At 64.7% G+C, this 13,539-nt stretch carries 11 protein-coding genes and 1 tRNA gene; 4 read left to right on the top strand and 8 right to left on the bottom strand.

Translation table 11 applies throughout. The features are described from left to right. Positions 1-60: 60 nt before the first annotated feature. Both C479_RS02590 and C479_RS02585 read right to left on the bottom strand, forming a co-directional pair. A complete protein-coding gene (locus C479_RS02590; RefSeq protein ID WP_007697400.1) occupies positions 61-1,728 on the bottom strand; it encodes an outer membrane protein assembly factor BamB family protein in 1,668 nt (555 codons plus the stop codon). 215 nt (positions 1,729-1,943) lie between these two features. Further along, entirely contained in the window at positions 1,944-2,864 is a 921-nt protein-coding gene (locus C479_RS02585; RefSeq protein WP_007697399.1) for a ZIP family metal transporter, read from the bottom strand. Between the two features lie 234 nt (positions 2,865-3,098). Between C479_RS02585 and C479_RS02580 the strand changes: the two genes are divergently transcribed. Together C479_RS02580 and mptA are read left to right on the top strand one after the other, a co-directional pair. Continuing rightward, entirely contained in the window at positions 3,099-4,265 is a 1,167-nt protein-coding gene (locus C479_RS02580; protein ID WP_007697397.1) for a M24 family metallopeptidase, read from the top strand. Positions 4,266-4,393: 128 nt separating this feature from the next. Beyond that, complete coding sequence (gene mptA / locus C479_RS02575) at positions 4,394-5,326, top strand: GTP cyclohydrolase MptA (protein WP_007697395.1); 933 nt, start codon at positions 4,394-4,396, stop codon at positions 5,324-5,326. Between the two features lie 70 nt (positions 5,327-5,396). Here mptA and C479_RS02570 read toward each other — a convergent pair whose 3' ends face one another. Beyond that, positions 5,397-6,200 carry a TrmB family transcriptional regulator gene (locus C479_RS02570; protein ID WP_007697393.1) on the bottom strand — a complete coding sequence of 268 codons (804 nt, stop codon included), beginning with the start codon at positions 6,198-6,200 and terminating at the stop codon, positions 5,397-5,399. Positions 6,201-6,379: 179 nt separating this feature from the next. Then, positions 6,380-8,077: a DUF255 domain-containing protein gene (locus C479_RS02565; RefSeq protein WP_007697391.1), complete on the bottom strand. Its 1,698-nt coding sequence runs from the start codon at positions 8,075-8,077 to the stop codon at positions 6,380-6,382. 131 nt (positions 8,078-8,208) lie between these two features. On the opposite strand from C479_RS02565, the gene C479_RS02560 reads away from it, so the two are divergent. Next, entirely contained in the window at positions 8,209-8,817 is a 609-nt protein-coding gene (locus C479_RS02560; protein ID WP_007697388.1) for an FxsA family protein, read from the top strand. A gap of 58 nt (positions 8,818-8,875) precedes the next feature. Further along, positions 8,876-8,949: transfer RNA gene (locus C479_RS02555), tRNA-Ile, on the top strand. A 262-nt stretch (positions 8,950-9,211) separates the two neighbouring features. Here the strand turns inward: C479_RS02555 and cruF are convergent. Genes cruF through C479_RS02535 form a run of 4 tightly spaced genes read right to left on the bottom strand, consistent with a single transcriptional unit; the run spans position 9,212 to position 13,491 of the window. Continuing rightward, positions 9,212-10,051: a bisanhydrobacterioruberin hydratase gene (cruF, locus tag C479_RS02550; protein WP_007697386.1), complete on the bottom strand. Its 840-nt coding sequence runs from the start codon at positions 10,049-10,051 to the stop codon at positions 9,212-9,214. Further along, on the bottom strand, positions 10,041-10,877 hold the full coding sequence (locus tag C479_RS02545) for a prenyltransferase (protein ID WP_007697383.1): 837 nt from the start codon (positions 10,875-10,877) through the stop codon (positions 10,041-10,043). Before C479_RS02545 ends, cruF begins: the two co-directional genes overlap by 11 nt. Continuing rightward, positions 10,874-12,385, bottom strand: coding sequence for a phytoene desaturase family protein (locus C479_RS02540; RefSeq protein WP_007697380.1), 1,512 nt, complete (start codon positions 12,383-12,385; stop codon positions 10,874-10,876). The genes C479_RS02545 and C479_RS02540 overlap by 4 nt, the downstream gene beginning before the upstream one ends. Beyond that, entirely contained in the window at positions 12,382-13,491 is a 1,110-nt protein-coding gene (locus C479_RS02535; protein WP_007697377.1) for a phytoene/squalene synthase family protein, read from the bottom strand. Before C479_RS02535 ends, C479_RS02540 begins: the two co-directional genes overlap by 4 nt. Between the last annotated feature and the right edge of the window lie 48 nt (positions 13,492-13,539).

Raw genomic sequence — 13,539 nt, 5'->3', positions numbered from 1 at the left:
TGTTCCGGTGGCGTGTGGATACCTACGGCAGCGTCCCTCGCTCTCGCAGTCGGGTGACCCTCAGTCGTCATCGCCAGTCTCCCGAGCGCGCAGGTAGCTCGCCCCGCCGAGTCCGGCGAGCGCAGCGAGGGCGCCCATTCCTGGGCTCTCGTCGGCCGATCCGTCCTCGTCGTCCGTCTCGCCGGTTGCATCGCCACCGTCGTCGGCCGATTCGCTGTTGTTCGATCCACCCTCCGTGCCCGACAGCTCCCCGTCCGGCATTTCGAGTGCCGCGTCCCAGTCGAGATCAGTCCCGGTCCACGTGTCGGTGTGCCCGAGCGTGCCGAGGAGTGTGCGAGAGTCCGTCGCGGACGACTGCGTCCCGGCTGGGATTGCCCAGAGGGCGGTTCCGTCATCGCTGCGGCAACTCCAGTAGAGAGTTCCGTTCACGAGCGTCGGTGCGCCCGTAAATTGCGTCGCCGATGCGTCGAACGAGACCGACCAGATCGTCTCGTTCGTCCCAGATTCGCCGGTCACGTCGACCGCCAAGATGAAGGCTTCCTCGAGTGCGGTGACGCACACGTACACTTTGCCGTCCGCGACTGTGGTCCATGTGACTCCGTTCGATGCGAGGAGGGATCGACCCGTCTCGGTCTGCTGGGCGACGAAGTCGTGTACCGACGAACGATCACTTCCGAGGCTGTCGCTCACCGTCAGATTGTACGGACCGAGTGACTGTTCGGTGACTCCGCTAATCTCCCCGAGTTTGTCTCCGGTTTCCGCGTCGATTGCCCACCCGCTTCGGTACTGGTCTCCCTCGGCGGCCCCGCCGTCGACGTACACCACCCCATCGGCGACGGTATGTTGGCCGATTCCCACGTCCACGCTCCCGTCGACCAGATCGGTCCGCCACCGTTTCGCTCCCGTCTCGGCGTCGATGGCCCACAGTGCGTTGCCCGCCGCCCCGCTTTCGGCGACGTGCACGAGGCCGTTCTGCACCGTCGGGTTGGAGAGTCTGATCCGCGTAGAGAACACGTTCCGGCCGGACTGGATGCGGTTGTCGAGTCGCTTCTTCCAGACGAACGAGCCGTTGGCGGTGTCGAAAGCACCGACGAAGCCGCCGCTCGCCGACTTTCCCGGATCGGCGGGATCGACCAGCGACGATACGTACAACGTGCCGTCGTACACTGTCGGCGACGGTCCCCAACCGCCCGAGGAGCTGCCGCCTCGCAGGTACGACGAGGTCGAGTTCGCCCAGTGGCCGACGGTTGACTTCCACTCCACGTCGGCCGATTCGGCGTCGAGAGCGTAGAGGTCGAAGTACGGCGGTTCCTGGCTGTTCTCCGTCGGCCCCACGCTTGCGATCACGTAGACGGTCCCGTCGACGACGTGGGGTGCCCCGAGTACGCTTCCGTTCGTCTCGAACTCCCAGTCTGCGGCGCCGGTCTCGACATCGATCGCATACAGACCGCCTCGGTACCCGTCAGCCGGCTCGGACGGTCGGTCGTCCTGCCAGGCGGTCCCCATATAAACGGTACCGTCGACGACCGTGGGGGAAGTCGTCCCCATGGTCTGCAGCCCCCTTTTCTCCGCTGGCGGGACGAAGCGCCAGCGGTACTCGTCGGAATCGGGGCGTCCGGCCTCGATCGACAACCCCGTAGTCCCTGCTGCGCTGCCCGTTCCGATGGCGGCGACCGTTACCCAGCCCAGCGTTTCCAGTACGGTTCGTCGGTTCGGCTTCTCAGGCATCTGTCTCCGTCGTCGCATCGGTACGTCGCCACAGTGAGTCTCGATACACCCGTGCGGGTGACTGTCGTCTTCGCATACGTGTTGGTGTGAGAACGAGTTCCTCGTCAATCCCGAACCTATGTGCCTAGTGTGCGGGTCTATTTTCTTCCCACGATCGGTCGTGTGTTGACCGAGCGGGTTGATTCCGCTGCTCGAAGCTCGTTCCGATGGATCTCTTAGATCACCATCAGCGGCAACATCGCGAGGGCGCCGATCCCGAACCCGGCGACGAGCTCCCTGTAGCCCTTGCCCGGCAGCTCCTCACCGGTTGCTAACGCTTCGGGGATGAACTCCGTCGCGACGAGGTAGACCATCGCGCCGGCGGCGAAGCCAAAGCCGAACGGGAGGAAGTCCCGCGCCCAGGAGACGAACCCGTAGGCGATGACCGCGCCGATGGGCTGGGGCAGGCTGGAGAAGATGGCGGCGCCGACCATCCGCCACTTCGAGAGGCCCATCGCGCGCATCGGGATCGCGATGGCGGTTCCCTCCGGGATGTTGTGGATGGAGATCGCGACGGTCATGAACACGGCGAGCAGGGGGATCGAGAAGCCGAGGACGGCGAGCCCGCCGTCGAACCCGAGTTCGGCGAACGAGACGCCGACGGCGACACCCTCGGGGAAGCTGTGGATCGTGAGGATGCCGAGGATAAGCAGGAGCGTCTTGGGGTTGCCCTCGGCGATGGCCTTCGCTTCGACGGCGTGGTCGTCGTGGCCGTGGCCAGCACCGTCGGTCTGGATGTCCTCCGTCTCCGGAACGTCGCCGTCGTGCTCGTGCTGGTGATCGTGTGTGCTCTCGGTGCCGTCGTCGATGTCGACCCAGTTGAGTACTACGTCGCCGATTTCGACGAGGGCGACGCCGGCCAGCAGTCCGAGGATGAGCATCGTCGGGATGCCACCCGAGGCGTAGGCGAGTCCCTCGTCCGCGAGCCCGAAGACCGAGACCGTGACCATGATCCCCGACGCGGTTCCCCACAGGCCGACGTTCCATCGATCGCTGAAATCCTCGACGAAGAAGAACGGAATCGCACCGAGCCCCGTCGCGAGCGCGGTGATGAGGCCGGCGACGAAGACGAGGACGAGGTTCTCGATCGCTACCATACCCTCCCTATGGACAGCTGTGCAAAAACACTTTCCAATTCGGAAACCAGATTTTGGCAATCCTAAAACATAGGCAGTGGTTTAGCGGTAGCCTGTCCACAGGTGGGAAGGTACGCGAAGGTTATCTACGTACGCGAATCCCACGTACGTTCTGTGCCGACCCGAATCCATCGAAGTGCGTTCCGACTGGCGCGGTGAGCAAACGCCTTGAAGGCCCCGTTCGAAGCGTCACCAATGACCGAGTCCCAGCCGTCGTTCGACTACGAAGCTCGAACCCGATCGTGCCAGGAGGTACTCGCAGATCGCGATGTCGAGTGTGTCGTCCTCTCCCCGGGGCCGAACATGACCTACCTCTCCGGATTCGTGGACGAGCCCATGGAGCGCCACCTCCTGTTGTTCGTCCCGCGGTCCGGCGAGCCGATCTTCCTCGCGCCGACGATGTACGACGAACAGCTTCGGGCGGACTCGTGGGTTACGCGGCGTCGGCTCTGGGACGACGGCGACGATCCGACGGACGCGTTGACCAAGATCGTCGCCGACCTCGACCTCGTCGGCGGGCGCGTCCTTGTCGACGATCGAATGTGGGCGCTCTTCACCCAGGATCTCCGGGACGCCCTGCCCGACGCCACGTTCGGCCTCGCGAGCGAGGTCCTGACCGAGCTCCGACTGACCAAGAACGAGGTGGAACTCGAAGCGATGGCCCGGGCGGCCACTGTCGCGGACGACGTCAGCGTCGAAATTCGCGAACTCGGCGCGTCGGCGGTGGGGATGACCGAGGCCGAACTCGCTCGGGAGATCGAGACGCGACTCGCCGATTACGGTGGTGACGGTCCCTCGTTCGAGACCATCGTCGGTGCCGGGCCGAACGGAGCGAAGCCCCACCACCGGCACGGTGCTCGAGAGATCCGAGCCGCCGACCCGGTCGTCCTCGATTTCGGAACGCGCGTCGACGGCTATCCGAGCGACCAGACACGAACGGTCGTCTTCGGGGACGCCGGTTCGACGACAGCGGGAGACAGCGCTGGGCCGGAGACGGTACCGGACGAATTCAGCCGAGTTTTCGAGACCGTCCGCGAGGCCCAGGAAGCGGCCGTCGCCACCGTCGAACCCGGGATCGCGGCGGAAGCCGTCGACCGGGCCGCCAGAGACGTCATCGAGGCGGCCGGCTACGGTGAGCAGTTCGTCCACCGAACGGGTCACGGCGTCGGCCTCGAAGTTCACGAGCCACCGTACATCGTCGCCGGGAACGAGCGCACGCTCGAACCGGGCATGGTCTTCAGCATCGAGCCGGGAATCTACGTACAGGATTCGTTCGGCGTCCGGATCGAGGATCTCGTCGCGGTCACCGAGAACGGCTGCCGGCGTCTGAACGACTCGCCGCGCGGCTATACGATGCGCTGACTCATCTGCGTGTCAGCTGTACCGTTCGTCCCCGGATAACGTTCGTTCCACGTTCGACGTTGCCCGTTCCGCCTTCGATGTTGCTCGTTCCGAAAGGCCTAATCGCGCCTCGTCCCTGAATCCATCTAATGAGCCAGCAACTGCCGGACGTCCAGGCGGGCGCTCCCGACGTGACCGTCGGCTTGAGTCAGGTGGGCGTCACCGGCGTGGAGAAACTCGTCAAGATCGCACGTAACGGGAAGCGACCGATCGTGTTGATGGCCGAATTCGAAGTCTTCGTCGACCTTCCGTCCTGGCGAAAAGGTGCCGACATGAGCCGGAACATGGAGGTCGTCGACGAAATTTTAGAGGAGGCGACCCGCGAGGAGGCCTACCGTGCAGAAGAGGTCTGTGGGGACGCCGCCGAACGGCTCCTCGAGAAACACGACTACACATCTCGCGCCGAGGTTTCCATGGAAGCCGCGTTCATGAAACGCGAGCAAACACCCGAGAGCGACCGCGAAACCCAGCACACGGTCGATATCATCGCCGCTGCCACGGCGACGGACGAGGGGACCCGCGAGGAGATCGGCGCGCGCGTCGACGGCATGACCGTCTGTCCGTGTTCGCAGGGCATGTCCGAGGCCCGCGCACGAACTGCCCTGGAGGACCTCGGCGTCGACGACGCCACCATCGACACGTTCCTCGACGAGGTCCCACAGCCGGGTCACTCACAGCGCGGGCACGCGACGCTCACGGTGGAAGCAGACGGCGACCCGCAGGTCGATCTCGACGACGTCATCGACATCGCACGCGACGCCATGAGTGCGCGTATCTACAATCTGGCAAAACGCCCGGACGAAGATCACATGACCTACGAGTCCCACGCCGACGCCAAGTTCGTCGAGGACTGCGTCCGTTCGATGGCCGAGGGCGTCGTCGACGAGTTCCACCACTTGCCGGACGATGCCGTCGTCACGATGAAGCAATCCAACGACGAGTCGATCCACCAGCACAACGCCCACGCCGAACGCGTCGTCGACGTCGGGACGCTTCGCTCGGAAGTTCGAACGAATCAATAACTGCGACGAACGGGTTTAGGCCTTCTCTCTCTCTCTCTCTCTCTCTCTCTCTCTCTCTCTCTCGATGCGCTCACAGCTCGAGCGGTGTCGCCTGTTGCCACTGCGGAAGGAACTCGTCGTACACTTCGGAGACGAAGTCCGGGTCCTTGAGGTCGATCATGCCGAAGATCTCGCCCGTCGAGAGCGGATTCGGGACCTGAATGCAGACCTCCGTTCCGTCGATGACGTTGAACGAACCGGTCACCTGCTCTGAGGTTCTGACGTCGAACGCATCTCGATTCTGGAGCGTTCGCCGATACCGTTTCCCGACGTTGGGTGAGAGCTCGTCGACGAGCGTTCGGCTCATGAGGACGTCGACGGAGACGCCGCGATCGAGCGACGCCTCGAGTTCGTCGAGGACGGTTTCGCCCACCGTTCGGATGTCGATCTGCGGGGACGGATCGGCCGCGACCATGACGATCGTGTCGTCCGCGGCGGTCAACCGTTCGAGCAGGAGGTCGAACGTGTCGGACGGTCCGATCGCGGCCGTCCAGAACTGCTCCTCGACGGGTTCGCTCACCACGAGTTCGTTCGAAAGTTCGTCGACGATCGACTGGTACTGGTCGGCCTTCTCGGCCAGTTCCCGTTTCTTGTCCTCCAGCAATCGATCGAGGGCCGTCGACGGCTCGACGGCGACGTACTTCTTCGGTCGACTCGCCGTCTGCGTTCTGACCAGATTGTACTGTTCGATCGAGTTGAGAACGTCGTAGATGCGGCCCATCGGGACGTCGCTCGCCCGTGACAACTCTTTTGCCGTTGTTGGTCCGGTCTTGAGCAGAGACCTGTATGCGCGTGCCTCGTACTCTGACAGCCCGAGGTCCCTGAGGTTCGCCATACCGCTGCCAACCCGCCCGTCCGACTTAAACAATTCGGTAGTTTGATGGCGTTTCGAGTTGTTCCCCTCATGAACCGGTTCTTCAGTCACCACCTCGTTCGATGGCCGATCCGGTGGTTCGATTTCGTTGTCCGTTGGCACACGCAAGAAGCAGTATCGAACCGTCTCGGCCCGCCAGCTCAGTCGCTCCCGTCTCCGTCCAGCACCGCTGTGACACGAGTCCCGAGCGATTCGGGATCGGTGGCCGGCTCCGCCGTGTTTGTCCCTCTGCTGACGACGGCTGTGTCGGGATCGACGTCGGTCGCGTTCGGGACGACGAGTTTTTCGTGATCGGCGATTCGCATCGCCGCCCGGTGCAGATCCGAGCCCGGGTCGGTCCCGACTCGGATGACGAGGGGCTCGTCGAGATATCTCGCGACGGCAGTCCCGTACGCCGCGGCACCGACGCCGAGGCGATCGCTCGCCCCGGCGAAGGCTTCGAGCGCCGATCGGCCAATCGTTCGATAGCGATCCTCGCCGGTGAGGAGAGCGAGGTCTAGCAGTGCGTCGGCGAACTCCGCCGTCACGGAGAGTGGCCGGAGCGGTCGCGAGAGCAGGCCGGGTCCCTCCGTCGGTCCATCGACGAACGAGTCGCCGTCTCGCAAGCGGGCGATCGTTTCGTCGGCGACAGCCTGTGCGTCGGCGACTGTGTCGGTGCCGACGACGCTGCGAGCAGTCACGAGCGCCCGAAGCACGCGCGTCTGATCGACGAGGGTGCACGTCGGGCCGGTGCCAGCTGTGTCGTCGATGACGTGGTCGACAACACCGTCGGTTACCCCGCTGGTTCGGATCGTTTGCAGGGCCCGGTCGGCGTATCGCGTGGCTCGCTCGTCGTCCGTATAGGCCGCGTACGTGAGCAAGGCGTCGATTGCGAGGGCGTTCTTTCCGGTGTAGATCGTCTCATCGACCGGCGGATCGTCGGCCCGTTCGCGACCGGTCGCGTCCTGCACGTACTGTGCCGGATCGCCGGGTGCCTGACTTCCAGCGAACGCGCCGGCCGTCTCGTCTCTCGTCCCGTTGACTGCGCCGTCGGTCGTCTCGGCTTGCGGCCGCCACAGGGTCGTCGTCAGATACTCGATACCTCGCTCGGCGATCGTTCGATAGGAGTCCTCGCCCGTATGGAGGTATGCGTTGGCGAACGCCCGGACGAGCGCGGCGTTTTCGTCGAGCAGTTTCTCGTGCTGGAGCCCGGACCAGTCGCGTTCGGTCGCGAAGCGGTAGAAGCCGCCGTCGTAGTCGTCGAGAAGGTTCGTTCCGACGGCATCGAAGGCTCGTCGCGCCTGGTCGATGTCGCGTTTGAGCGCGAACTCGAGCGCGGCCGGGTAGGGAAACTTCGGTGCATCACCCCAGCCACCCGCCCGGTCGTCGGCGGCAGTCTGGAGAGCACCCATCATTTGCGAGACGATCGTCGATTCGAGCGCTCCCGCCGGTGTGTCGGTTGTTTCGAGCGCTCGGGGAATTCGGCCGGCGTCGCGTCCATCTTCGTCCCACCGCTCGCGGACTCGTGTCAGCACCTGTCGCATTCCGTCCGAATCGAGGTAGCCAGCGCCGGCGATCACCTCGCCGTCGGGCGTGAGGACGACCGTCGACGGGAACCCACCGGAGTTGTATCGGTCGCGTACACGTGGATGGCGATCGGCGTCGACCCGCACGGGGACGAAGTCGTCACCGATCGCGGCGGCGATCCGGGGATCGGCGTAGGTCTCCGCGTCCATCTCGTCGCACGGACGACACCAGCTGGCGGTGATCGAGAGCAAGATCGGTGCATCGTTCGCTCGTGCAGTGGCGAAGGCGTCGGCCTCCCAGTCGTTCCACTCGACGAGCATCTCGTCGGCCATGTCGGTTTCGAGGCCGGTGAGGCGGGTAAGTCCATCGTTCGCCAGCAGTGCGTTGTCCCCTGTTCGTGCGCCGTCGCCACCAGAACCCGGTGAAACAAAGGGTTTTGAGCGTGCAGATTCAAGTACGCCCAATGCTTCGGTGGATACTCGCGTTGCTCTCGATTCCGTTTCTCGACGCCATCCTGCTCGGTGCGGTCGTCGTCTACGTCGACGCCATCGGGTTTCTCGAGATGGTGGCGCTCGTCGTCCTCACCGGCTTCGTGGGACTCTTGCTCGTCCGCGCGGAGGGCAGGCGGACCCTGCGAAAGATGCAGCGGCGACTCGCCGCCGGCGAGCCCCCGACCGACGAACTACTGGACGGCGGCCTCCTCATCGCCGCAGGGGCGTTCTTGCTTACGCCTGGGCTCGTGACCGACGCCATCGGCTTCCTGATCGCCATTCCGCTCACCCGGATCCCGATCCGGCTGTTCGTCAAACGGGTCGTCGTCACGCCCTACCTCGATCGGAAGACGGGCGGATTCGCCACTGGCCAGGTCTGGACGGCCGGCTTCCCCGACGGATCGAGCCAGCAGGACGCCAGCCCTTCCGATTCGGGCACCGTCAATCTGGGTGCGGATTCGTACCGGATCGACCCAGACGACGTGACCCAGAACGAGGACGGTTCCTACACGATCGACGAGTCTGGCGAGACGGACGCGCGCCCCGACGACAGTGATGACCGCGACGCCGTGGGGCGATGATCGCTCGGACAGAAAGAAACGTTTAAAGGTCCCTCCCCGCTACCATGGAGTGCGGAGCGGGCCAATAGCTCAATTAGGTTGAGCGCCACTCTGATAAGGTGGAGGCTCTCGGTTCAAATCCGAGTTGGCCCATCATTTTGCGGCGAGCAAAGACGCGAGCCACAGGTGGTGGATCGAACGAGGATTTGAGCCCTATCAGTCGCGCACAGCGAACGAAGTGAGCGAGCACGTCTGATTTCGGTTCAAATCCGAGTTGGCCCATTTCTTGCTGACGAACGATCTCGTGACCGACGGCCCTTACATCCGTGTGCGTTCCGTGACGGACGAAGTTAGTAATCCACACTAGTGGAATTCGAGTGGACTTCCGTCGGCGTCCCGATGTCGATCGGCCCGATTATCGGTTGCCAGTCGGGAGTCGATGGCTGTCGGTCGTGAGATCGATTCGGCCGGTCCAGAGAAGCGCGCCGACGAGGGCGCCCGCGAGACTGACGGGGATCCAGTTGCCGTAGAGTGCGTTGATACCACCCCAGAGCACGACGAAGCTGACGAGGTCGTCGAGGGCGAACTCACACGATCGCAGGCGCGTCCGGAGCTGGTCGGTCCGGAGTCCGTATTCGAGTGCGACGACGGCGATCGTCCCGCTCAGGAGCCAGCCGAGATAGTTCGAGAGTGGCACGCCGTAGTACGGGCCGGCGCCGTCGTACGCCCAGAAGCCGATCGAGACGGCGGCCGGATCGAGGACGAGGTCGATGGTGATGACGGCGAGGACGGCCCCGACGACCCGGACCGGCCAGTTGGTCGTTTCCGAGTCCGTCAGGAGCGTCGAGAGTAACGTGGCGTTCAGGACGAGCGGGAGGAAGAACAGGGGCAGCGCGAGTGGGACGCCACCCAGCATCGGCCCGAGCGCCACGGTGTACTGAAACTCCCCATAGGGCCAGCCGGTGGTCAGCCCGACGTACTCGATCGCGTAGGTGTAGCCAGTCAACGCGATGAGGACGCCGACGAGACGCCTGTCTACGACCGGGAGAAGCCCTGCGATGAGCGGCAGTCGCATGACGGCGGTACCGACGAGGACGAGAAAGGGGTTGAACGCGAGCGGGTCCCACAGCAATCCCTCCGCGCTGGCGACGAGCAGGGCCGCCCCGACGAGGGGGAAGACGACGGCGATCGTCACCCGGTTGTCGCGGACGAACCGATCCAGGCGCTCGGTTTGTGACCGGCGGTTACGATCCATAGACCACCCGCCAGAGACCGCCCAGGGTCAGGACCATCCCGACGGTCGAGTTGACCGCCGGGAACCACCAGTACGCGCGCGAGACGGTCACGCTCGCCGTGGCGATGGCGCCGACGATGAGCGGGTAGACGAGCAGGAGCGCCCCGATTCGGACGTCCAGGAATCCGAACGTTACCGCAGCGAGCGCCCAGCACGCAACGCAGTAGCCGAGGGCTGCAGGCTGGCCGAGGACGGTCGCCGTCGTCCGGATCCCGGCTTGGCGGTCGGGATCGATGTCCGGGATCGCCGAGAACGTGTGCATGCCCATCGCCCAGAACCAGCCACCGAGGACCGCGAGTGCTGGCGGGTGCGTACCAGCGATGGTGGCGTAGGTGACGCCAGCGGGGAGCACGTATAGGCCGTTCGAGACCGAGTCGAGCAGCGGTCTGGTCTTGAATCGAATCGGTGGGACGCTGTAGGCTGCACCGAGGAAGAGGAACCCACCGAGGTAGTACGTCGCCGGCGGTGAGAGGACGGGAACCAGTGCGAACCCGACGATGGCACTGGCGACGACCGCGACGATCGTGAGTCGTTCGCCCTCGTAGCGCGTCTCGATCCCCTCCTTCTTGGGGTTCTCGGCGTCGACGTCGGCGTCGAAGACGTCGTTGACGCCGTAGAGGAAGAGGTTCGCCGGTAGCAGGAAGTAGCAGACGATCCCGATCACGACGGGTGACGTGAGCGTCGATGGCGAGTCTGCTGCGTACACCGCCCCGACGAGCGCTGGTCCAGCCAGGTAGAGCCAGAACAGCGGTCGGGATCGCGTGAGCAATCGGCGGACGCGATTCATACGACGTGGGGGTTTCGAGCGCGTTCGTCTTCAATGACCGCGGCAGCCGTGTGCTCGCCGCTGATGAGACACATCGGTACCCCGATCCCCGGCGTCGTGTACGAGCCGGTGAAGTAGAGACCGTCGAGCGCGCTGGAGCGATGCCCAGGACGGAGCGGTCCCGTCTGCCGGAGCGTGTGGGCGAGGCCGAGTGCCGTCCCTTCACGGCTGTTGTACCGGGTGGCGAAGTCCGAGACGGAAAACGTCTCCTCGACGACGATCCGGTCCCTGAGATCTTCGCCCGTGTTTGCCGCGACGTCCGCGAGAATCTGGTCGCGATATCTGTCGCGAACGGCCGGTCCATCGGGGAGCCCGGGTGCGATGGGAACGAGGAGGAAGCAGCTGCTGTGGCCGTCCGGGGCGACGGTGTCATCGGTTTTCGAGGGTGCACACAGGTAGTAGGCAGGATCGTCCGGCCACGCCGGCTGGTCGAAGATCTGTTGGAAGTGGCCGTCCCAGGCCGTCGGGAGGACGAGCGAGTGGTGGGCTAACTCGTCGAGGTCGCCTTCGACGCCCAGATAACAGAGGAACGCCGACGGAGCGTACGTTCGTTCGTGCCAGTACTCGGCGTCGTACTGGCGGTCGTCGACCGCGAGAAGTTGCTGTTCCGTGTGTGCATAATCGGCGTCGCTCACCACGAGGTCGGCCTCGATCGAGTCGGCATGGTCGTGGACGGTGAAGGAACCGCGGCCGCCGTCGATGGCACTCACTTCGAAGCCGGTCCGGTAGTCGACCCCCAGCTCCGTGCCGAGTTCGACGAGCGCGTCGACGACGGCGCCCATGCCGCCGTCCGGATAGTGAACGCCGAGGCCGAAGTCGACGTGGCTCATGAGGTTGTACAGCGCCGGCGTGTTCGTCGGACTGCCGCCGAGGAAGACCAGCGAGTACTGGACGACCTGTCTGAGTTTCGGGTGTTCGAAGTACTCGGCGACGTGGTCCTCCATGGACCCGAGGAAGGAGAGCCCGTTCGCGTTTCGGAGAACGTCCACGTCGACGTAGTCCCGGAACCGCGGCCGGTCCGTGTAGACGAAGTGTTCCATCCCGATCTCGTACGTCTCGGCCGCCTTCGCGAGGTATCGTTCGAGCGCGTCCCCGGCACCCGTCTCGTACCGTTCGAACGTGCGTTTCGTCGCGTCGATGTCTTCGGTGACGTCCATCCGCTCGCCATCCTTCCAGAAGATGCGGTAGTGTGGGTTCAGGTGCGTCAGGTCGTAGTAGTCCGTCGGCGTCCGGTCGAACGCCGCGAAGAATCGCTCGAACACGTCGGGCATGAGGTACCACGACGGTCCCATGTCGAACGTGAAGCCGTCTCGTTCGAGTGTGCTCGCACGACCCCCGAGTTGGTCGGTCTTCTCGACGACCGTCATGTCGAAGCCGGCGTCGGCCAGGTAACACGCCGTCGCCAGCCCACCGAATCCGCCGCCGACCACGCAGACCGACCGATCTTGCACGCTGGTCGGTGCGGTCATTTGGACTCCCCCGGGAAAATCGCTGCGCGTACACGCGAAACGACCCGTCGCACCGTCGGTCGACCCAGGGAATTGTCGGCGGTGGACCGGGGTGTTCGTTCGTCGCGTCGGCGCACGTCAGTGGACCGGGGTGGCTGGTCGGTTTCGTTCGGACCAGCAGCTGCGGAGCGGTATTCGGATGCTATCGGCCGGTCTCCCCCGTCACGGGTTGGTATCGAACTCGCCGCGTCGAACGCGGTGCGAGGGTCGTCGGTACGTCGCCAGTGCCACCAGGTCTTCGCCGCGAGGAACAGTCGGCGCGGCATGCTGAGTGAGGGCCGTTCGGAGAGGACGTCACACCCCTGCGCACGGATCGCTCGATGGTGATCCGCGTAGAGCACGGCGGCCAGTAGTACGGCGAACTGGCACCCCTCCGGGAGGTAGGTGATCCCATCGACCCCGGTCTCGTAACGCCGTTCCGTTCGGGCCAGTTCGTCCCGGATCAGCGCCTCGAACTCGGGAGAACTCTCCAGGTTGACAATCTGCGTCTCGCTGACGCCGAATGCCTCGCGGCGCGCACGCGGAAGGTAGATCCGATCGTACTCGCAGACGTCCTCGCGGACGTCCCGGAGAAAGTTGGTCAACTGCAGGGCCTCGGCAAGTGCTTTCGCGTGTGGGCGGGCCGCCTCACTGTCGTCCGGATCCATCACGCACAGCATCATGTTCGCCACGGCGACGGAAGATCCCCTGAGGTAGCCCGCCAGTTCGTCGTGCGTCTCGTACCGGTCGGTCGAGACGTCACGCGCCATCGCGTCGACGAACTCGTCGATCTCCTGGTCGGGAATGTCGTACCGGTCACGGACCGTCAGGAACGCCTCCAGGACGGGATCGTTCGTCTGGCGCGTGCCGAGTGCGCTCTCGCGAATTCGCTCGAGTTCGGCGAGCTGTCGCTCGGCTGGCGGCGGATCCGGGTCGTCCACCACGTCGTCCGCGATGCGGAAGAACGCGTACAGGACGTACGTCGCGTGCCTGATCCGCTCGGGGAGCAGGCGCGTCGCGAGGTGGAACGTCCGTCCGGTCCGTTGCTGGATGGCCTTGCTTCGCTCTAGGTTTTCGGCGTCGATCATGCGGATACGCGGGGTATTGCCCCACGACGTACCACGGCCCGCGGGATA

This window comes from Halovivax asiaticus JCM 14624, from assembly GCF_000337515.1.
Lineage (GTDB): Archaea > Halobacteriota > Halobacteria > Halobacteriales > Natrialbaceae > Halovivax > Halovivax asiaticus.
Note: the sequence above shows the minus strand (reverse complement) of the source record. Positions and strands in the feature narration are given on the sequence as shown.

What these genes read in the sequence shown, in the direction of transcription:
- C479_RS02585 (WP_007697399.1), bottom strand. Translation starts at nt 2,864, where the DNA reads ATGGTAGCGATCGAGAACCTCGTCCTCGTCTTCGTCGCCGGCCTCATC.
- C479_RS02540 (WP_007697380.1), bottom strand. Translation starts at nt 12,385, where the DNA reads ATGACCGCACCGACCAGCGTGCAAGATCGGTCGGTCTGCGTGGTCGGC.
- C479_RS02570 (WP_007697393.1), bottom strand. Translation starts at nt 6,200, where the DNA reads ATGGCGAACCTCAGGGACCTCGGGCTGTCAGAGTACGAGGCACGCGCA.
- C479_RS02545 (WP_007697383.1), bottom strand. Translation starts at nt 10,877, where the DNA reads ATGAATCGCGTCCGCCGATTGCTCACGCGATCCCGACCGCTGTTCTGG.
- C479_RS02580 (WP_007697397.1), top strand. Translation starts at nt 3,099, where the DNA reads ATGACCGAGTCCCAGCCGTCGTTCGACTACGAAGCTCGAACCCGATCG.
- C479_RS02560 (WP_007697388.1), top strand. Translation starts at nt 8,209, where the DNA reads ATGCTTCGGTGGATACTCGCGTTGCTCTCGATTCCGTTTCTCGACGCC.
- mptA (WP_007697395.1), top strand. Translation starts at nt 4,394, where the DNA reads ATGAGCCAGCAACTGCCGGACGTCCAGGCGGGCGCTCCCGACGTGACC.
- C479_RS02535 (WP_007697377.1), bottom strand. Translation starts at nt 13,491, where the DNA reads ATGATCGACGCCGAAAACCTAGAGCGAAGCAAGGCCATCCAGCAACGG.
- C479_RS02590 (WP_007697400.1), bottom strand. Translation starts at nt 1,728, where the DNA reads ATGCCTGAGAAGCCGAACCGACGAACCGTACTGGAAACGCTGGGCTGG.
- cruF (WP_007697386.1), bottom strand. Translation starts at nt 10,051, where the DNA reads ATGGATCGTAACCGCCGGTCACAAACCGAGCGCCTGGATCGGTTCGTC.
- C479_RS02565 (WP_007697391.1), bottom strand. Translation starts at nt 8,077, where the DNA reads ATGGCCGACGAGATGCTCGTCGAGTGGAACGACTGGGAGGCCGACGCC.